The 17,127-nt window shown below is 54.3% G+C and carries 15 protein-coding genes; 10 read left to right on the forward strand and 5 right to left on the reverse strand.

Going from position 1 to position 17,127, the window contains the following annotated elements; genetic code table 11:
• Window positions 1–60: 60 nt before the first annotated feature.
• From glpK to PAT3040_RS19605, 4 genes are all read left to right on the forward strand, one after another.
• A complete protein-coding gene (gene glpK, locus PAT3040_RS19590) occupies window positions 61–1,551 on the forward strand; it encodes a glycerol kinase GlpK (protein ID WP_108994045.1) in 1,491 nt (496 codons plus the stop codon).
• A 361-nt stretch (window positions 1,552–1,912) separates the two neighbouring features.
• On the forward strand, window positions 1,913–3,535 hold the full coding sequence (locus PAT3040_RS19595) for a glycerol-3-phosphate dehydrogenase/oxidase (protein WP_108994062.1): 1,623 nt from the start codon (window positions 1,913–1,915) through the stop codon (window positions 3,533–3,535).
• Window positions 3,536–4,188: 653 nt separating this feature from the next.
• Window positions 4,189–4,698 carry a hypothetical protein gene (locus PAT3040_RS19600; RefSeq protein WP_108994046.1) on the forward strand — a complete coding sequence of 170 codons (510 nt, stop codon included), beginning with the start codon at window positions 4,189–4,191 and terminating at the stop codon, window positions 4,696–4,698.
• The gene (locus tag PAT3040_RS19605; protein ID WP_087567334.1) at window positions 4,695–5,384 is read left to right on the forward strand and encodes an AIM24 family protein; all 690 of its coding nucleotides are present in this window, start codon (window positions 4,695–4,697) and stop codon (window positions 5,382–5,384) included. Before PAT3040_RS19600 ends, PAT3040_RS19605 begins: the two co-directional genes overlap by 4 nt.
• 187 nt (window positions 5,385–5,571) lie before the next feature.
• Here the strand turns inward: PAT3040_RS19605 and PAT3040_RS19610 are convergent, their stop codons facing one another.
• Complete coding sequence (locus tag PAT3040_RS19610; protein ID WP_108994047.1) at window positions 5,572–6,894, reverse strand: alpha-L-fucosidase; 1,323 nt, start codon at window positions 6,892–6,894, stop codon at window positions 5,572–5,574.
• Window positions 6,895–7,047: 153 nt separating this feature from the next.
• Between PAT3040_RS19610 and PAT3040_RS19615 the strand changes: the two genes are divergently transcribed.
• The 4 genes from PAT3040_RS19615 (at window position 7,048) to PAT3040_RS19630 (ending at window position 11,804) form a co-directional block, all read left to right on the forward strand.
• Window positions 7,048–7,872, forward strand: coding sequence for an AraC family transcriptional regulator (locus tag PAT3040_RS19615; RefSeq protein WP_108994048.1), 825 nt, complete (start codon window positions 7,048–7,050; stop codon window positions 7,870–7,872).
• A 167-nt stretch (window positions 7,873–8,039) separates the two neighbouring features.
• Window positions 8,040–8,552 carry a hypothetical protein gene (locus PAT3040_RS19620; protein ID WP_108994049.1) on the forward strand — a complete coding sequence of 171 codons (513 nt, stop codon included), beginning with the start codon at window positions 8,040–8,042 and terminating at the stop codon, window positions 8,550–8,552.
• A gap of 154 nt (window positions 8,553–8,706) precedes the next feature.
• Entirely contained in the window at window positions 8,707–10,341 is a 1,635-nt protein-coding gene (locus tag PAT3040_RS19625) for a sensor domain-containing diguanylate cyclase (protein WP_108994050.1), read from the forward strand.
• Window positions 10,342–10,541: 200 nt separating this feature from the next.
• Window positions 10,542–11,804, forward strand: coding sequence for an ATP-binding protein (locus PAT3040_RS19630; RefSeq protein WP_108994051.1), 1,263 nt, complete (start codon window positions 10,542–10,544; stop codon window positions 11,802–11,804).
• Between the two features lie 56 nt (window positions 11,805–11,860).
• Here PAT3040_RS19630 and hflX read toward each other — a convergent pair whose 3' ends face one another.
• Entirely contained in the window at window positions 11,861–13,147 is a 1,287-nt protein-coding gene (hflX, locus tag PAT3040_RS19635; RefSeq protein WP_108994052.1) for a GTPase HflX, read from the reverse strand.
• Window positions 13,148–13,625: 478 nt separating this feature from the next.
• The gene (locus tag PAT3040_RS19640; protein WP_108994053.1) at window positions 13,626–13,967 is read right to left on the reverse strand and encodes a winged helix-turn-helix transcriptional regulator; all 342 of its coding nucleotides are present in this window, start codon (window positions 13,965–13,967) and stop codon (window positions 13,626–13,628) included.
• A gap of 200 nt (window positions 13,968–14,167) precedes the next feature.
• On the opposite strand from PAT3040_RS19640, the gene PAT3040_RS19645 reads away from it, so the two are divergent.
• The gene (locus PAT3040_RS19645; RefSeq protein ID WP_108994054.1) at window positions 14,168–14,566 is read left to right on the forward strand and encodes a hypothetical protein; all 399 of its coding nucleotides are present in this window, start codon (window positions 14,168–14,170) and stop codon (window positions 14,564–14,566) included.
• 208 nt (window positions 14,567–14,774) lie between these two features.
• Here the strand turns inward: PAT3040_RS19645 and PAT3040_RS19650 are convergent, their stop codons facing one another.
• Window positions 14,775–15,614: a hypothetical protein gene (locus PAT3040_RS19650; protein ID WP_108994055.1), complete on the reverse strand. Its 840-nt coding sequence runs from the start codon at window positions 15,612–15,614 to the stop codon at window positions 14,775–14,777.
• A 196-nt stretch (window positions 15,615–15,810) separates the two neighbouring features.
• The gene (locus PAT3040_RS19655; RefSeq protein ID WP_108994056.1) at window positions 15,811–16,632 is read right to left on the reverse strand and encodes a helix-turn-helix domain-containing protein; all 822 of its coding nucleotides are present in this window, start codon (window positions 16,630–16,632) and stop codon (window positions 15,811–15,813) included.
• 87 nt (window positions 16,633–16,719) lie between these two features.
• On the opposite strand from PAT3040_RS19655, the gene PAT3040_RS36420 reads away from it, so the two are divergent.
• The coding region (locus tag PAT3040_RS36420) for an SRPBCC domain-containing protein (RefSeq protein WP_181376729.1) at window positions 16,720–17,127 on the forward strand (408 nt) is incomplete at its 3' end.

A 17,127-nucleotide genomic window follows, 5' to 3' on the forward strand; every position in this document is an offset into this window, starting at 1 on the left:
ATTATCGGATTATGGATTGATCGATAGTTGTTGAACCATCAGGTATGAGGAGGAAGCGTTGTGGAAACCTATATGTTATCGCTGGATCAGGGGACGACCAGCACGAGAGCGCTGCTTGTAGATCGCATGGGGCGGATCGCTGGCATCGCGCGAGAGGAGCTTAAACTTGAATACCCATCGCCTGGCGCCGTGGAAGCGGATGCATTGGATATTTGGGAATCAACGAAACGTGTCATGCGCGGCGTGTTGAAGGAAACGGGCGCGCGGCCGGAGCAGATTGCGGGCATTGGCATTACGAATCAGAGAGAGACGACGATCGTCTGGGACAAAGCGACTGGAGAGCCCATTCATGCAGCGATTGTCTGGCAGTCTCGCCAGTCGGCCGATATTTGCAACAGTCTTAAGGCCGACGGTCACGGGGACAATATTCATGCTCGCACGGGGCTGTTGATCGACGCTTATTTCTCCGGGACCAAAATCGCTTGGCTGCTGGAGCATGTGGACGGCGCCCGGGAACGCGCCGAGCGCGGGGAGCTGCTATTCGGCACGGTCGAGACGTGGCTCATCTGGAAGTTGACAGGCGGAAAGGCGCATGTGACGGATGTATCGAATGCGTCGCGCACGCTGTTGTTCAACATTCATGATCGCGGGTGGGATGATGAGCTGTTGAGCTTGCTCCGCATCCCTCGCGCGATGCTGCCGGAAGTGAAGTCCAGCTCCGAAATTTACGGATACGCGGAGGAATCGCTGCTGGGGCTTGCCCTTCCGATCTCCGGCGCCGCCGGCGACCAGCAGGCCGCTCTGTTCGGACAGAACGCCTTCCGCAAGGGAGCGACGAAAAATACGTACGGCACGGGCTGCTTTATGCTCATGAATACCGGCGAGCAAGCGATCATGTCGCAGAAGGGACTGCTCACTACGATCGCCTGGGAGCTGGACGGAAAGCTGGAATACGCGCTGGAGGGCAGCGTATTCGTGGCCGGTGCTGCCATTCAGTGGCTGCGCGATGGGCTGGAGTTGATCGAATCGGCTTCCGAGACGGAGGTGCTGGCGGCCGAAGCGGGAGGAACGGACGGCGTTTATGTCGTGCCCGCTTTCGTGGGTCTTGGCACGCCGTATTGGAACAGCGATGTACGAGGCTCCGTATTCGGTCTGACGCGGGGAACGACCAAGGCGCACTTCGTGCGCGCAGTGCTGGAATCGCTGGCGTATCAGACGAAGGATGTGCTCAAGGTGATGGAGGAGGAAGCCGGCGTCCATCTGGAATCGCTGGCGGTGGATGGAGGCGCAGTGTCGAATGGTCTTCTGATGCAGTTCCAGAGCGATCTGCTCGGCGTGCCGGTCGAGCGTCCGCTATCGCTGGAATCCACGGCTCTTGGAGCGGCTTATTTGGCCGGTCTTGCCGTAGGTTTCTGGAAGGATAAGACTGAGATCGAGGCGCTGCGCCAGGTGGATCGTCTATTCGAGCCTGCCATGGACGAAGCCCGAAGACAAGAGCTGTACGGCGGCTGGAAGCGCGCGGTCGCGGCGGCGATGGCATTTAGCAACTGAACAGTCTAGGCTTGCGATCGGCTTTGGCACATGCTATAGTGGGGTTAAGTTAATAAAGGTCGGAGATTCGGAGAAACCGTTTAGGCCATCAGCCTTCCGCGAGGGAGGAGGATGGTCTGGGCGGTTTTTTTCGATTTCTATCGTGTTTCAGGCTTCAATTTGGAGAGCGTGCGGATGAGCATAATACTGGCAAATGGGTAATGATAAACATAACGTGTCTACAGGAGAGCGAACGGAGGAATCGGATATGGAACAAAAACGGGTAGGAACAGGGAACGAAGCAGGCGAATTCGGAGGAGAAGTCGGGCAGGTCAGCGATACGGCCTTCGGAGCGAGCAGTCGTAGCGGCAGTCTTCGCGCGATGGCGGCCAGTCAGTTGGATGTATTGATCATCGGGGGAGGCATTACGGGGGCCGGTATCGCCCTGGACGCGGCGTCTCGGGGGATGAGAGTCGGTTTGGTGGAAATGCAGGACTTCGCGGCGGGCACGTCGAGCCGTTCGACGAAGCTGGTGCACGGGGGGTTGCGGTACTTGAAGCAACTCGAGATCGGCGTCGTCGCCGAGGTAGGCAAGGAACGTGCCATCGTATACGAGAACGGACCGCATGTGACGACTCCGGAGTGGATGCTGCTGCCGTTTTACAAGGGGGGAACATTCGGCAAGTTCACCACGTCGATCGGCCTTAGAGTGTATGACTTCCTGGCGGGCGTCAAGCGGAGCGAGCGCAGGAAGATGCTCGGCAAGGCAGAGACGCTGGCGAAGGAACCACTGCTGAAGGAGGACGGCATAAAGGGCGGCGGCTATTATGTCGAATATCGGACGGACGATGCGAGACTGACGATCGAGGTGCTCAAAAAGGCGATCGATTCCGGAGCCATGGCGGTCAACTATGCCCGCGCAGAGAAGCTGCTGTATGACGGGAAAGGGACCGTATGCGGGGCGGAAGTGCACGATATCATCGGCGGAACAACGCATAGGTTGTCGGCTACTTACGTCATCAATGCGGCGGGACCATGGGTCGACGACGTGCGCGAGCTGGACGGATCCAAGCGGGGCAAGACGCTTCGTTTGACCAAAGGCGTGCATCTGGTATTCGACGGAGGCAGATTTCCGCTAAGGCAGGCGGTGTACTTCGATACGCCGGACGGCCGCATGGTGTTTGCGATTCCGCGTGACGGCAAGACGTACTTCGGCACGACGGACACGAACTATGCGGGCGATACGGCCCATCCGGCCATGACGGTCGCTGACCGCGACTATCTGCTGACAGCCGCGAACGGCATGTTCCCTCAGCTTAGGTTAACTTCTGCGGACGTGGAATCGAGCTGGGCTGGTCTTCGACCGCTTATTCAACAGGAAGGAAAGTCCCCGTCGGAGGTATCCCGCCGGGATGAGCTGTTCGTATCGGAATCCGGCTTGCTGTCGATCGCGGGCGGCAAGCTGACGGGTTATCGCAAGATGGCGGAGAACGTTGTCGACAAGGTTGTCTCGCTCATGAAGAGCAACGGCAACGGCGGGTCGTACGGCAGCAGTATGACGCGCGACTTGCCGATATCGGGCGGTGACGTGGGCGGCTCTGCGCGATTCGAAGCTTATGTCCGTTCGGCTGTTGCAGATGGAGAGAGGGCGGGTTTCAGCAGACGCGATGCGGACTTCCTGGCAAGGCGCTACGGCTCGAACGTTGGCAGAATCTTTGACGACGCCGAACAATCCGGCCGCTTGGCCAGTGTCTACGGGTTGCCGGCGGATTTGGCCGCGATGCTGCGGTATTCGATGCTTCACGAGATGGCGGTTACGCCGGCCGACTTCTTCGTCCGCCGCACGGGGGATCTTTTCTTCCGCATGGACACGGTCCGCGCATGGAAGGAGCCCGTTATCCGAGCCATGGAGCAGGAGCTTGGCTGGAGCGTGGAGCAGTTCGAACGTTATGCCGCGGAACTGGATACGCTTATTCGTGAGGCGGTCACGCCGGTGCACCCTTAATCGGCAACTGCGGTAGAACGCCGAAGCTCCCTCCAAACTTGCCCGGTTCGGCTGTCGGCTCGCATTAAGGGAAAGCTTTCTCTCCAAGGTTGCCTGGTTCGAATGGGCCGTCAGCTTCACACTTGCCAAGTCCGTCCGCTGGCTCCACTTTAAAGGGAAAAGCTCCCTTTAATCTCAACAATTCCGGTCGTTTGCTCCACTTAAAGGGAAAAATGTAAGTAGAATAACTCCTACTAATGACGCAGCTTTTTCGCCAATATTTCGAAAAGGCTTTAATTACAGGGTGAATTTCCCTCTAATAGCTCAAAAAGCTTAGTTCTATTGAAATTAAGTGGCGATTTTCCGCTTATTGCTAGTGTGTTGCTAGTTGCTAGTGTGTTGCTATGTTGCTAGTGTGTTGCTAGTATGCTCCCATGTTAGTAATGTTGCTAGTATGTTGTTAGTTCGTTGCATGTAATATCAAATTACCGCTAACGATCGCAAATCCTCTAAGTTGGAACGCTATGGCAACTTCTGCGTATTTCGACATGTCCCGACTAATTTATGCTAGAATAAGAGACAATTAGTATGGGTGTAGGCGAAGGATGCAAGGCGACGCGGAAGCGTGGAACCCGCATCTTTCGTGGATAAATCGCAGAAGGCGGGTGAATGCGATGAAAGTAGCGAAACTATTGTATACCGTTATGATTCTATCTCTATTATATGTTGCCGTGCCGATAGAGACGGCGAGTGCCGGCATGTTCGACCGGATCAAGGATATTTACCAGGCGCCCGACAAGCTGGACGAGCTCCAGGAGGCTTACGACGCCAGCATCAAGGCCGTGGAAGGACAGCTGGAGGATTCGCGCCGCCAAGCCGAGCAGTTGCTCCAGCGCCAGCAGGAGCTGGAGTCCAGCAACGAAGCTATTCGGGATCAAAACGAGCAGATGCAGGCACGCAATGAGGAGCTGGCACGGGAGAATGCAAGGCTGGTGGGCCAGATGGAAGAGCTGGAGCAGAACCGTCAGTCGCTGTACCGCAAAGCGGCAATCGCCGCAGGAGCTCTTGTGGCGCTCATTGCCGTCTATGCGTTGTCCGTACGGGTATGGCGCTACTTGACATGGCGCCGACAAGGGCGCGGCGGCAGAGCGCATGACGACAGCCGCGGAGTGACGCTGCCATGAACATCGCGGCGCCTTCTCCGCTAGGGCATGTGCGGGTCGAGCTTGGTCAAGAAGAAGCTCTTCAGGTGCTGCATCCGCGATCGATTATCGCGTTCAGCGGAGCTCCCAGAAATCGCGAGGACAAGTTCATGAACATCGGGGGAGCCTTCCGCAAGAAGAAGTGGATCCGTTCCAGGCTTCAGGGGCCGGCTTCGTTTGTCATGGGGCTTCCGGCAGGTTATTCGCTTGTGCCCATTGAGGTGCCGGAGGGAGGCAGCCTGCTGTTCGACTTTCGCCATATTATGTTTCTCTCCGACGATATGACCTTCAAGAGCAAGGTGATGCGGCTCAAGACGGCATGGATTACGCGGGAACTGATCCGCATCCAGTTCAGCGGTCCGGGTACGCTGGGCGTACTGTCGGTAGGCGATCTGGCGGTCATTCAGCTGGATCAGGAGACGCCGTTGTTCGTGGATAAGGGAGCGCTTGTCGCGTATCCCGACAACGCCTCCATCCAACTGTCCGTCTACGGCAATTCCCTCGCGAGCCAGCATATGAACGTGCAGTGGGAGCTCAGAGGGAAGGGGCCGGTGCTTATTCAGACGGGTTCGCGGGACAGCGGACTGGAGAGCCGGCTCAGCGACGAAGGCTGGTTCAAGCGGCTGCTTCGCGAAGTGCTCCCTTTCGGCAGCGTTTATATCAAATAACCGATAAACAAACAAAAAATCCGCAGCCGAAGAAGGCTGCGGATTTTTGGAAGGAATGGGAAAAGGGGCTTTCTCCGGCTTAAAAGCCGAAGGAAGCCCCTTTTTTGTTGGGATTTTATCAGGCATTGAAAATCGCAAGACAGATTTTTACTGGGTCTTTAGTACCCGTGCCTTCGTTGAGACTACTCTAGTCGTTCAGCGTCAGCTCAATTACGGTGTCGCGTTTATCCGGCAACGGATAGGTGTAATGCTCGGGACGGGCGAAGTTTACGAATGCGTCCTCCTTGAATTCCTTGGCGCTCCAGGGCGTATTTACGATGAGCTCGGAGCCGTCCGCGAGCAGATGCGCCGACTTGACGCGGCTGGCTAACCCGGCAAGGACGATGGGACCGATGCTCTCTTCGAATACGTGGGCGTACAGCTTGCCGCCGTTGCTCGTGTACCGGCCCCAATCGGGCTTCGGCAGCTCCGACGCGCCGCAGCCGTAGATGCTGTCGCCGTTGCGCGCGATCCAGTCGCCGACCTCGGCGAGAATATCCAGCGACTCCCTCGGAATGACGCCTTTGGCGTCGGGTCCGACGTTGAGGAGCAGATTTCCGTTTTTGCTCACGCATTCCACGAGCTTGCGGATGACGGTGGCCGGACTTTTGTACTGACGGTCGGCGGCGGCATACCCCCAGTTGTTGTTCAGCGTGATGCAGGCCTCCCAAGGGACGGGGTTGCCGTCCGCGCCGGTGATGCCGCGCGGCGGGATGATCTGCTCCGGCGATGCGAAGTCGCCCGCGTATACCGTAGGCTCGTCGGAATAGATGCTGCCGCCGTGCTCTCCGCTTCCTTCCAGCCGGTTGTCGATAATAATATGCGGCTGCAGGGAGCGCATCATCCCGATCAGCTCCGTCGCTTTCCACGTTTCCTGGCTCATTTCGCCGTAAGAGAAGTCAAACCACATGATGTCGAGCTTGCCGTAGTTCGTCAACAACTCGCGGACCTGCCCGTGCATGTAGGTCAAGTAACGATGGAAGTTTGCGGGATCGCGCTTGAATTGCTCGTTATTTTTCATGGGATGGATCTGGTCGCCATAAGCGGGATAATCCTCGTGATGCCAGTCGATAAGAGAGTAGTAGAGCCCCACCTTAAGTCCTTCCGCACGGAATGCTTCCAGAAATTCCGCCACGAGATCGCGGCCGGCCTTCGTGTTCGTCGCCTTGTAATCCGTCAGCTTGCTGTCGAACAGACAGAAGCCGTCATGGTGCTTGGCGGTCAGCACCGCATATTTCATCCCGGCTTGCTTGGCCGCCTTCGCCCATGCGCGGGGATCGTAGTCCACGGGATCGAATTGTTCGAAGTAAGGCTGATAATCTTCCACGGTCAATTGCTCGAAGCTGCGGACCCATTCGCCGCGAGCCGGGATGGCGTACAGCCCCCAGTGGATAAACATGCCGAACCGGTCGTTAAGGAACCATTCGGTCCGCTCCGTTCGTTCCTTGATTAATCGTTGTCCAGTACTCATGCGAGAAACCTCCTGTCTCGTAATGTTCAGCATCAGTTTACCAAGCTTGTGATAGAATGGACAGAGAAGGAAACTAACTATCGCGGGTAAAAAAATAGCGGATAACCAGGCTTGGACAAGTTCCTGTTCAAGCGACAGAACGGGGAGGTACGCATGGACGGAAGCGTCATCGGCGGAGCCGCGCGCGACATGGTATTGGGTATGCAGGTTGAGGTGCTTGAAGCGAAGTTGACGCAATGCTGGACGGGCTGGCGCGAGCTGGATTATCGTCCGGCTTTTAATAAACTGTACTTTATTCTGGACGGGGAAGGCTGGATCAAAATCGAAGACCGGGAGCTGTATCCGGAGCCGGGGCAAGTCGTGTTGATGCCCGCGCATAAGCAGCAATCGTTTTCGGCGATCAGCGATCGCCCCTTCCGCAAATATTGGTGCCACTTCACTGCTATAACGGGGCAGACGGATGTCTTTCATTGGCTGGATCTGCCATACAGCTTCGCGGGACTGGACCGAGCCGTAGTGGAAGAACTGTTCTGCGAGCTTGTGTCCGCGCACCAGGATTCGTCCATCGCAGCCAGACTTAAGGAGAAGGCGATTCTGCTTCACATCCTGTCTTTGTTAATGGAGGCGCAGCCCGTTCGCATCCGCCAGAGCCAGAGCCATGAGATGGAGAGGCTGACGCTCATTCAGCGATATGTGGACGAGCATCTCGATCAAGAGATGACGCTGGAGGAGCTGGCGGAGGTGCTGCATCTGCATCCCAACTATTTCAGCAAATATTTTAAGCGCCACTTCGGCATTCCGCCGCTCAAGTACGTCAGCCGCAAGCGCATGGATCATGCCAAGCTGCTGCTCAAGACGACGTCCCGAAGCGTGAAGGAGGTCGCTGCGGCCACGGGCTTCGACGACGCCAACTATTTCTCCAAAACGTTCCGCAGGGAAGTGGGCTTCAGTCCTTCGGAGTATCGGTTGAATGTGTGAGCGTCAAGCGCCTCCCCGGAGGCGTTTTTTTCGTGTGGGCAAGTAGGCTCGATTGTTGATCTTAGATAACGAACGAATGGTGGCATAAACGCGATGATGAAAGTTTAGCAACCTTTGGATAATGCATGAGGTCTAATGTAGTAAGAAGCGCGAAGGGTGGTCATGCAATGAGAGGTTCGTACAAAGGGAAAAGAAGTTTGATCGGTGGTGTGGTTATTCTGATGCTTATAATAACGGCAACCGCATGCATGAAGCCGGAAGACAAAATGTTCGAGGAATCAGACTTTGCCGCCACGGTTGAAACGGTTGATGCAAGGACATGGAAAGCCAATGAAGATATCGAAATTACGACAGGGGTGATCAATTTGACGAATCGATCGGCGGCTGTTTATCACGCCTCCCCGCTTATCCATGTGCAAATTTACGATGAGCGCGATCAACCCCAGATTGAGATGCTTGTTACCGATTCTATTGGCATTAACGGCATAGCGAAGCCCAATGAAACGTACAATCCCGATAAGGAGATCTACGAGTCGGGCAAACGAATCATTCAGATCGAACAGCCGGGAACGTACACGCTGGTGGCCACGGCAACATTTGATGTGAAGCTGAATGGAGACCGAAAGCAATCGTTTCGAATTGTTTCGGAGCCATTCGAAATTCAGATAACCGAATCTTAGAACGTACTTACATAGTATTACAGGATAAGCATTTACATGATGTAACTCCAGCGTATATGTCGCAATATCCTTCCATTCATTGATTAATTCGTCTATAATACTGCTTGTTCGACAAATATGGACAATCTTTTCGCGGGATTGGGAAGGACAGGCTTTGAAACTGAGAACTTATTTTGCATTATCGTTCGCGCTTATAATTTTACTTGTTATTGCATCAGTATCTACGTTATATGGACAGCGGACAAAAACCGTGTTAGAGAAGGAAATTGGGGGACAGGTCGCAGCCCTGGCATACGGTATGACCGATAAGCTGGACCGTTACATGTGGTCGCGTTATAACGAGATCATGCTGTTGAGTACGCTGAACACGCTGAAGGAGCAGGAGGATCTGAAGGAGGTCAGCCGCCTGCTGAACGAATTGCAGGACAACATTCCGGCGTTCTCTTGGGTAGCTCTGCTGGATGCGCAGGGCATCGTGAGGGCGGCGACCAAAGACCTTATGATCGGTGTGAATTTCGAGAAACGTCCCGTTTTTCTTGAGGCGCTCCAAAAGCCGTTTATCGGTGATGTTCATGAAGCTGTGCTGTTAGCCGAGCAGTTGACGAGCCCGTCGGGCGATCCGCTCAAGGTCGTCGATATCAGCACGCCTTTATACGACAACAAAGGAGTGTTTACGGGCATACTCGCGGCGCAACTGAGCTGGGAATGGTCGCAGGAGCTGCAGAAATCGTTGCTTGCTCCTTACCATAGAGACCGAAAGCAGGAGCTTGAGGTGTTCGTATTAAGGGAGAAGGATAATACGGTATTGTCGGGTCCCGAGGATATGATCGGACAATTGCTTCAGTTGACTGACCTGGAAACATTGAGCACGGACAACAAATGGGATGTGCGACGATGGCCGGACGGGAAAAAATATTTGACCGGCTTCGCTCAAAGTTCGGGTTACGGCAACTACCCCGGGCTAGGCTGGAGGATTGTCGTCCGTCAGCCGGCGGAACTGGCTTTTGCTCCCGTACAGGAGCTTATTGCGTTCATGACCTTGCTTGGTCTCGCGCTGGCCGTGGCATGCGCGCTGATAGGATGGCTGCTCGCTCGCAAAGTATCGAAGCCGCTGTCGCTTATAGCAGAAGCGGCGAACAAGCTCCGCAGAGGAGAGAATGCCGAAATTCCTTATTCGAAGGGGATTAAGGACATTGAGTTGCTGTCCGGTTCTCTGCGGTCGCTGATCGCGGATCTGACGGAGACCGAGACTCAGCTTGTTCGAATGGAGGACAAGGCTCATCACGATAAGCTGACGGGATTGCTTAACCGGTCCGCGATGGATGTCATCGTTCAGCGTGCCGTCAGGCAAGCGGAGGAGCAGCGCAGCTCGCTATCATTCGTTTATATGGATCTCGATGGCTTTAAGAACATTAACGATACGCATGGCCATGCGGCCGGGGACGAGCTTCTAAAGGAGGTTGCCGCCAGGCTTTGGAAGAATGCGCGGAGCGGCGATTACTTGTTCCGTATGGGCGGAGACGAATTCGTCCTCATCCTGTCCGTGTCCCGAGCGAATGCCGAACTAGAGGCGGAGGCGGTAGCGACGAGTGTGTTGGAGGCCGTGCGGCAGCCGTATGAGATTGATGGCAAGATAATGGGGGTAAGCTGCAGCATCGGACTCGCGATGTGGCCGCAAGATGATCGCGATCCGTTAAGCCTGCTGCGGGATGCCGACGAAGCGCTCTACGCCTCCAAGAGCAAAGGGAAAAACCAGCTGACATTTGCCCGCAGCAGCGTCACTGCATAATGACAAGTCTTTATGGAAACGTCTGATAGGAGAAGAAATTCAGTCTGTGCACAATATGCATGCTGATTTCTTCTTTTTTTGTTGCGAGTCGAATTGAATATGGGTAAATATGGGATATAAATTATCTCAAAACAAATTGGACAAATATGCTATATTAAGGGCAGGATATAGATTCGGAGATTCGTGAAGGAGACTTCGTCGTGCTGCTCTTTCTAAAGGAGTTTTTATTTAACGTTTTTATTATTTCATCTCCTTTCGTATTATACCCTTATTTGCACAGAATCAGAGACAGGGTCAACGCATACCGCGCCTATTTGTTCCTGCTTTGCTGCATAGCCATCCTGGCGACGATGTGTTTCCCGGTCATGATGAACGGAATCTCTTACGATTTTCGTTCCGTACCGCTCGTAATCGGCACATTGTACGGAGGTCCCGTTGTATCCCTGCTTCTGTACGGGGTCATTATCGCCACGAGGTACGTGTTGGGAATATCCGATATTCTGATGTACATAATTTCGCTGCTGCCCACCTATTGTATCGCGTGGCTGGCGATGAAGGGGTACGACGCGGCGTCGCTTCGCATGAAGGCGGTTATCGCCGTGCTGGCATGCGCGCTCATTAAATTAGTGACGTTCACCACCTATTTAATTACGAAGGGTCAGCTTTATCTGTTGACTAACAACCCGATGGAGACTATTGCCACCTATGTGTTCCAAAGTTTTATTCTGGTAATGGGAGTTTTGATCATCGAATTTATGAGGCGATACAGCCGCATTCAAGACGAGGTCGTCAATACGGAACGGATGAAGCTCGTCAGCGAGATTGCCGCGTCCGTGGCGCATGAAATCCGAAACCCGCTCACGTCGGTTCGGGGTTTTATTCAATTGCTTGGCACGAAGGAGCTTACTCCCGAGAAGAAGGAGCAATACAAGGCCATCTGCTTTGCGGAGCTTGACCGGGCGGAAGGCATTATTTCCGATTACTTGTCGCTCGCCCGCAATGATCTGGAGGTGATCGAGGAGATTGACCTTAATGCGGAGCTGGGTTATATGTTCAATCTGCTTCTTAATTACGCTAACTTCAACAACATCAGATTACATGTTTCCTATTATGAAGAGAGCAAGCTGGCCGTCATGGGGGACAGGCACAAGTTTAGACAGGTGCTGCTTAACATCGGCAAAAATGCCATTGAGGCGATGCCAAATGGCGGGGATCTTTCTCTCGAGCTTAGCAAGCAGGCCGGCACGGCGGTAATCCGGATTGCGGATACGGGTATCGGCATGAGCGCCGACCAGGTTAAACGGTTAGGTACGCCATATTATTCCACCAAGGATAAGGGAACGGGGCTTGGCACGATGGTATCCTTTAATATCGTTAAGAAGATGGGCGGGATGATACATATCGATAGCGAGCCTGGCAAAGGAACGACGTTTGTGCTGCAATTTCAAAATATATCGATTTAACGAAAAAATCCGGAAGGGCAAAAGCCCTCTCCGGATTTTTGGTATTCGTATCTTGCTTAGCTCTCGGCGTCCACCTCGACAAAGTCGTTCTTAAAACGTTCATAGTCGGCTGTGCTGCATTCGATCAGCATACGCGTGCCCTCGGCTTCGTAACTGGTCGACATGACATGGGCATGCTCGTTGAAGTAAGACACGAGCTTTCCCTGATTAAAGGGGATAAGAATATCCTTTTTGACGTAATTGGCGAAAATATGGGAGCGAACGACTTCGATCAGCTCCTGAATCCCTTGGCCTTCCTTCACCGACATATAGACCGAATTGCCGGACCTCATGGGATAAGGATGCTCCGTCAGATCGCATTTGTTGTAGGCGTAGACAGTCGGGATGCCGTCAGCGCCCAGCTCGCCCAACGTCTCGTTAGTGACGGTTACGAGCTGCTCGTAATCTTCGTGCGCGTAGTCTACGACGTGCACGAGCAGATCGGCTTCCGTTACCTCCTCCAGCGTGGAACGGAACGCTTTGATGAGGTGATGGGGCAGCTGGCTGACGAAGCCGACGGTATCCGTAAGCAGGAACGACTTGTTGTCCGGCAGCTCGATGCTGCGTACCGATGTCTCCAGCGTAGCGAACAGCATATCCTTGGCGAATACCTGCTTCGTCGTGTCGGGGTCGTACGCCTCCAGAAGAGCGTTCATAAGGCTGGATTTGCCGGTATTCGTATATCCGACCAAACAGACGACAGGCATTTCGTTTTTCTTCCGTTTTTTTCGCTGATTTTGGCGCGTCGCCACGAGCTTCTCCAGTTCGGCTTGCAACGCGGTGATCCGCTCCTCGATGCGCCTGCGGTCGAGCTCGAGCTTTGTCTCCCCTGCGCCTCTGTTTTTCAGGCCGGATCCGCCGCCCTGGCGGCCAAGAGAAGCGCGAAGGCCCACGAGGCGAGGGAGAGAATACTGCAGCCGCGCGACTTCGACCTGGAGCTGCGCCTCGCGGGTTTTAGCACGTTCGGCGAAGATGTCCAGGATCAGAATCGTGCGGTCGATGACCGTGCATGCGAGCTCGGCTTCCAGATTGCGGATCTGGGAAGGGGAAAGCTCGTCGTTAAAGACAACCAGCTCGCACTCTCGGGCTTCCATCAGAGCGCGCAGCTCCTGGATCTTGCCCGTGCCGATGTAATGGGTTGGATTGATGCGGTCGGCCTTCTGGCTGAGCTCATCCACCACTTCGATATAACAGGCATCGGCCAGGTTGCGGAGCTCCATCATGGCATATTCGAAGTCGGTGCCGTTCTTCAGCTGGACGCCGACGATAATCGCTTTTTGTTTCGTTTCATTTGGTTCCGTCATTATTCATCATCCTCCGGAATTAGGGCGTGGTCTGAATACTCCGAGGGGAGCGGGTTTTCAGACACGACCTAGGTTTGGGTACAAAAAAACACAGGCATGCCTGCCCGTGCCCGACGATATACGACCTGAGGAGATAGGAAGGCGTCGCTACAGCATGGGATCGCCGCCGCTCGAGGAACTTGATTATGGTCCAATCCTTAAGCGATTGCACCAAAGCAAGCCGTGCGGCAATAGACGGCCAATCCGACGGGGGCCATGCTCCCGCGTCTCGGCTGCTGCAGTTGAAGTAAAGCTTCATGTAGACAGACCTGTCCTGAGTCCTCCGCCGTATGGGCAGAGCGGTATATACTTTGCAATTAGCCGCGCAAAGACCTGACTCGGATGTAATCTATCACACGAAACCCTCCGTTCCTTTGGAATGAGAACAGTGTAGCACAAGGACGAAACATGAAGCAACCGACTAAACATTTATAACCGTTTATTGAGGCCCCTGAATCTCCTCATCCTCCAAGTGAACCCACTGATGCGCCCAATCGGTAATACTTTTGAACAAGGGAGATAAGGCATGGCCCTTCTCCGTCAACGAATATTCGATTCGCACGGGCATCTCGGGATAAACGTCGCGGCGAATCAGGCCTTCGAGCTCAAGCTCTCTCAGCCGGTCTGACAACACCTTGCCGCTCAGATTGGGGAGATGCTGCTCGATGTCGGAGAATCTTTTGGGACCAGGCAGCAGGCTGTACACGATAAGCGCAACCCAGCGTTTGCTCAGCAACTCGACCGCCTTCTCGAATCGGACACACATACGCTTCTGTTCCATAAGGCTCATCCTCTCTTTGTTATCATTATAGACTTGAAGGCGCATACAGAAAAGAGGGATGATTCTTATTCTTCCATTAATTTATCAGGCGCGGGGAGGATCGCGACACGAAACCTTTGCGTTTCGGGTGTCGTCTAATGGTGTAAGTACGAAAAATTGTTACCGAGACAACAGAACGAGAAGATAAGGAGAGTGCGTCCATGCGTTGGCTTCCCGAAAGCGGTCATGCAACATGGTGGAGAATCGCAGGTGTGTCTGCCGCACTGCTGGGAGCAGCGCTGCTGGCGGTCAGATTCGGCATTATCGGTCAGGAATGGAACTTGGGCAACGCTTTTATGCTGGTCCTGCTTGCCGTTGTCGTATCGCTTGTCGTCGCAGCCGCGGGGTGGTTCGGCGCGAAATGGATTTGGCTGCTTTCTACGATCGGATTTGTCTCAGGCATTGTATTTATGGCGGTGAAGAGCCAGGATACATCAGGCTGGGGCGATCTTGTCGGATTTATCACGTTCATGTTTTTGTCGGCCGCCGGTTTCGTACTGGGCATTCTAGTGGAGCTCATTGCCTGGGCGTCGAGAAAGTTCGGAAGCACGCATACGTAGTAAGATAAGGGGAAGTTGGTAAAACACCCCATAGACGTTAATAGCGACTATGGGGTGTTTTTTGCTGCCGTTTGAAGCTCCATCAGACGTTATTATCGGCTATGGACGCTGTTTTGAGTAACTTTCCCGGTCCATCGGCGTTTTTAACGCCTACAGCAGCTCGTTCGCCTGCTTTTTGGAGCTATAGGCGTTATTAACGCCTCCAGACCTAGAAGCTCCGCATCTTCGTCTCGGTCTTCTCGATGGAGGCGGCAATTCGTTCCTCATATGAATGGATGAGGTACTTCTGGACGAGGATTTGCCGCTGATGGGCGATCATACGCGTGAAGGAGGCAGCTGTCCCGTTTGTATCGCCGCCGCGAACGGCGCCCCCAAGCACCTTGCCCTCCGTCGTGAACATCTTCTTGTAGGTGCTGGCAGCGGCCTTGGCCGCTTTGATCTTCGACTCCGTCGCGTCGTTCTCGTCCAACATCCGGCGAAGCTGCTTCATCTTGGCATTGGCGTCGGCCTTCGCCTTCTTAAGCTCGGCATTCTTGTCGCTTTGCATCTTCTTCGCGGCTTGAACGGCAGCCTTCGTCATCTCGACCTGGACGCTCAGGGCGGAGGTCAGATTTTTGTTCTTGAACGAGCGGGCGAGGCTAAGCTGCGTCTTCTGGGTTTCATACAGCTTGAACAACGGCTCATGCTGCTTCTTGAGCGAAGCGGCCGCGTTTTCCAACGCTTTGATCTTGGCTGAGTCGATCTCGCGAATGGCTTTGCGGAGCTTTCCATCGTTCTCTTCGTTCCTGTAATGCAGCGCATTGATTTTCGAGTCCCAGTCCAGATCCTGGCGCTGCAGCGTCTGCAGCTCGGCGTATTGCTTCTTAAGCGAGGCGGAGACGGAAGAGGATGCAGCCGAGACCATCTTGTCGAAGGCCTTCTTCGCGGTGGGCGTAAATTCGAACGGCGCCGCGAACGCCGTCATGGAGAGGTTCAGCGACAACAGAAACGCCAACCCAGCCATGCCAATCGTCATGCCCATGCTCATTCTTCGATTACGGATACGCATATTCATACCTCCTGAGAATCGGTCGGAGCAGTCGGGCAGTAATCAAAAACAACAAAAAAAAGCACCCGCAAGGCAGACGATGTTCGTCTGTCTTGCGGGTGCTTCCCGCTTGTCCGATCCGTATTTGTCCCGATTATACCTTATGAGGCGGGAGCGGTCAATACCGAAGGCGAACGCACGCTCTAGTATACGGCCTTTACAGCGAGTGGCCGGCAGCGTATTCCTCCGGCGTTTTGCCGATCATCGCCTTGAACGATCGGATGAAGTGGGACTGATCGTAGAAGCCCAGCTCGGCGCCGAGCGACGCCCAGCTCCCTTTGTATCCGGCGTCGAGCGTCTCCGCGGCATTTTGCAGCCGGTAGAGCTGGATGACCCACTTGGGGCTGACTCCGACATATTTGCTAAACAGTCTCTGCAGCGTGCGCACCCCGATATCGAAGTTCCGGGTCAACTGCTCGACGCTGGAGACGGTACGGTCGCTCTGAATGAAACGAATGATGTCGACTAGCCGATCAACCGTCTCATCGGGATGGGGCAGGCAGCTCATTAACATCGTTTCCGTGAGGGCAATAAGCGTCTCCGCCGGCTGATCCGATCGGAGTGCTTCCGTCAATTTCGCATTCATACTGTCGTTGTCCATGCCAAATGCTTCGGCGAAGGTCATGGAGCCATCGGTCAATTCGGAGATCGGTTTGCCTGCGAAGGGGTAGAAACCGCCCGGTCGGAACTTCACGCCGTACGCGCGCTCTTTGCCGGACAACCGTTTCGTATATTTGCGGCTGGAAACGCCGTAGACCGCGCTGCCTGCAAATTCTGCGACTAGATTAACGCAAGGATTCGGAATATTGTCCTGGAGGAATACTTCGTCCTCCGGCAGATCCCATTCGACGATCCAATGATGCATCACGAACGGCGCAAGAGCCTCGGATGGAGCGAAACGGCGCAGACGGAATTTGTTGAACGCTTCCGGCGCTTGCAAAATGCCCATGCTCGCGGTCTGGGACGGGGAAGACGACATGCGAAATCTCTCCTTTACACGGCTGACGCTTTTTTACAATACGGGATGAGATGTCTCTATTATACTGGCAGGGAGAGGTTACTATCCATGATCAAAAAAGGAGAGTGTATGTACATGCAGCATAAATTCATCTCTTACATTGGAGCAACGCCGGAAAAGGTTTGGGATACGCTGATCGGCCCGGAGGGAACCCGCGCCATCTTCTTCGACTGCCTATTTCAGTCCGAGCTGACAAAGGGAAGCAAGTTCGCTTATGTTGGCCCGGGCAATGACGGGGAGGAGACCGTTCACGTATACGGCGAAATTATCGATATCGATCCAGGCCGGATGATGTCCGTTATCGAACATCCGGGACCGTCCTACTACGAGAACCATGCCGAGTTGACCTCCCGGATTACCTATACGCTGGAGGCGGTAGGGGAGACGACGAGGCTGACGCTGGTCAATGATCAATTCACCGAAAACCATCCCAGCTTCGAGCGCTCCGAGGACAAT

Source organism: Paenibacillus agaridevorans (assembly GCF_003112455.1).
Classification (GTDB): domain Bacteria; phylum Bacillota; class Bacilli; order Paenibacillales; family Paenibacillaceae; genus Pristimantibacillus; species Pristimantibacillus agaridevorans.

Excerpts from the sequence above, each read along its gene's own strand:
- PAT3040_RS19620 (WP_108994049.1), top strand. The coding sequence starts at position 8,040 with ATGAGAGGTTCGTACAAAGGGAAAAGAAGTTTGATCGGTGGTGTGGTT.
- hflX (WP_108994052.1), bottom strand. The coding sequence starts at position 13,147 with ATGACGGAACCAAATGAAACGAAACAAAAAGCGATTATCGTCGGCGTC.
- PAT3040_RS19605 (WP_087567334.1), top strand. The coding sequence starts at position 4,695 with ATGAACATCGCGGCGCCTTCTCCGCTAGGGCATGTGCGGGTCGAGCTT.
- PAT3040_RS19650 (WP_108994055.1), bottom strand. The coding sequence starts at position 15,614 with ATGCGTATCCGTAATCGAAGAATGAGCATGGGCATGACGATTGGCATG.
- PAT3040_RS19640 (WP_108994053.1), bottom strand. The coding sequence starts at position 13,967 with ATGGAACAGAAGCGTATGTGTGTCCGATTCGAGAAGGCGGTCGAGTTG.
- PAT3040_RS19615 (WP_108994048.1), top strand. The coding sequence starts at position 7,048 with ATGGACGGAAGCGTCATCGGCGGAGCCGCGCGCGACATGGTATTGGGT.
- PAT3040_RS19600 (WP_108994046.1), top strand. The coding sequence starts at position 4,189 with ATGAAAGTAGCGAAACTATTGTATACCGTTATGATTCTATCTCTATTA.
- PAT3040_RS19595 (WP_108994062.1), top strand. The coding sequence starts at position 1,913 with ATGGCGGCCAGTCAGTTGGATGTATTGATCATCGGGGGAGGCATTACG.
- PAT3040_RS19655 (WP_108994056.1), bottom strand. The coding sequence starts at position 16,632 with ATGTCGTCTTCCCCGTCCCAGACCGCGAGCATGGGCATTTTGCAAGCG.
- PAT3040_RS19610 (WP_108994047.1), bottom strand. The coding sequence starts at position 6,894 with ATGAGTACTGGACAACGATTAATCAAGGAACGAACGGAGCGGACCGAA.
- PAT3040_RS19645 (WP_108994054.1), top strand. The coding sequence starts at position 14,168 with ATGCGTTGGCTTCCCGAAAGCGGTCATGCAACATGGTGGAGAATCGCA.